Source organism: Brevibacterium sp. NPDC049920 (assembly GCF_040656435.1).
GTDB lineage: Bacteria > Actinomycetota > Actinomycetes > Actinomycetales > Brevibacteriaceae > Brevibacterium > Brevibacterium pityocampae.
Window position 1 is genome coordinate 3758 of sequence record NZ_JBFAMF010000024.1, and the last position, 1988, is coordinate 5745.

Here is a 1988-nt window from a genome sequence, read left to right on the forward strand (position 1 = left end):
CGCGGTTCCGTGGTGGGCTCCGTGGTCGGTTCCGTGGTGGGCTCCGTGGTCGGTTCCGTGGTGGGCTCCGTGGTCGGTTCCGTGGTGGGCTCCGTGGTCGGTTCCGTGGTGGGCTCCGTGGTGGGCTCCGTGGTCGGTTCCGTGGTCGGTTCCGTGGTGGGTTCCGTGGTGGGCTCCGTGGTCGGCTCCGGAGTCGGGACGATCGTCTTGGCGGAGTTCTCCAGGGTCAGCGCAACCGCAGCGTTCGACTCGGGCGTCACGGAGAAGGTGCCGTCTCCATTGTCGGTGACACCGTCACCGGTGATCGTGTAACCGTCCCATTCGAGACCGTCGACCGCAGGCAGAGCGATCTCGGAGATGACAAACGTCGAACCGAGTGGGAACCGGACTGACTGAGCGCGGTTCCCCTCGCCGAGGAGAACCTCCATTGTCCGCGTTTCCTCGCCGACCGTGTACTCGACGGTGAATTCGGTGCCCTCGGGAATCTCCGACGGATCAACACCGGTCACCGACTTCGCGATCGAGAAGCGGGTGAAGGCCGAACCGTCTCCGTCGCCGCCGCCGGACTGCCTGTACTCGTAGACGTAATCCCTCTGGGTGCCCTGCACGGTGTAGTCATTGCCGAACTTGTCCCCGACGAACACCTCACCGTCGGCTACGGTCAAGTACTGAATCATGTAGACGACCTTCCGATCGGAAGGCACGTTCTTGATATCGACCGAGAACTCACGCTCGCCGTTCGCTGCCGGAAAGTCGATGACAAGATCGTCCGCAGAAACGGGCTTCCATCCGCCCGTGTACTGGCCGGCCTCGTCGATCGCCTGAACCTGCACCCTGATGAAACCTCCCTCGTCAGTTCCGACGAGCGTGTGGTTCTCCACCTCCGTGGTACCGCGCTGCAGGGAGTCGTTGACCGTGATGGTGCCGTTGTCCGTGACACTCGACGGGATCTGGATGGTCCACTGGATCTGACCGCGCTCGTTGAGGCCGGAGGACTGCTTTCGCGGCTGCGTCGGAGCCGGATTGTTCGGCAGGATGCCCTGGCCGCCCGGCACCGTCACCGGCACGATCGCGTTGCCGACCTCGAACTCGACCGCGGTTTCCTGCGTGGCCCGTGTGGCCTGGACCTCGAGCCAGAGGTTTCCGCCGATCGACTCCTTGTCGTTGACGAAATCGGTCAGCGTGCAGATGACCTGAGACGGCCTCTCTTCACTGACCGTGCATTTCGCGACGGTGTCGCCCTCTGGGTTCTTGAGATCGAAGCTGGGGCTCTCCCGCTGGAACTCGGGCGGCAGAGTCATGCCGAAGGTGTCTCCGCCCTGTGCGTCGTTGGGCACAGTCCACTGAGCATCGATCCGCAGCTTGTCCCACTGCCTGGTCGGACCATCGGACCCATCTGATTTCTTCAGGGTGATGTTGGTGATTGCATCGGGGTAAGTGACGTCCGGGGACGCTGCTGAAGCGGGTGTCGTCATGGCGATCGACGCCAGGGCGACGAACAGCGCGAGTGCGAAACCCCACGCTCTTCTGACTGAAGTGGTCAAGACGGTTCTCCTACTGAGGGGACGGCGGTGAAGTGGCGATTGCCGGGGGCCCCGGACATTGTCGTGCAATGAGGCCCGCATCCGCTGGGGATGAGCGCGGGCGCAGTCGGACTGCTCCTGCTATTCACTGCCTAGACAAGGTATTTCCAGAGCCACAGTGTAGCGCAGCTGTGCGCATCCGCCATTTCTGTACTTTGTGTAACCGAAAGTCCGAGGTGGCTCGGAAGGGAGTGATTCGTCTCAGTTCCGGTTCTCCCGACAGCGGCGTGGAGCGCAAGCAGGGCGCCCAGAATCGAAGCCCGCGCGGGGAGATCCCTGCGCTATGGTCGGAGCGTCATGAACGATCACACCGCTAGGGCGTGTCCGATAAATGGTGTAGCCACGCAATAGCCGCGTTGAGTACGACTGCTGCGCGGTAGACGATGGCGAGTTTGTCGTAGCGGG

At 62.9% G+C, this 1988-nt stretch carries 1 protein-coding gene and 1 pseudogene; one reads left to right on the top strand and one right to left on the bottom strand.

Translation table 11 applies throughout. The features are described from left to right. The first annotated feature begins 57 nt into the window (after positions 1-57). Positions 58-312, top strand: a complete 255-nt coding sequence (locus AB0I45_RS13775) for a hypothetical protein (protein WP_360318919.1) — start codon at positions 58-60, stop codon at positions 310-312. Positions 313-1160: 848 nt separating this feature from the next. On the opposite strand, the pseudogene AB0I45_RS13780 reads toward AB0I45_RS13775, so the two are convergent. Continuing rightward, a pseudogene (locus AB0I45_RS13780) lies at positions 1161-1625 on the bottom strand (Ig-like domain-containing protein); the annotation flags it as partial. Positions 1626-1988 lie beyond the last annotated feature (363 nt).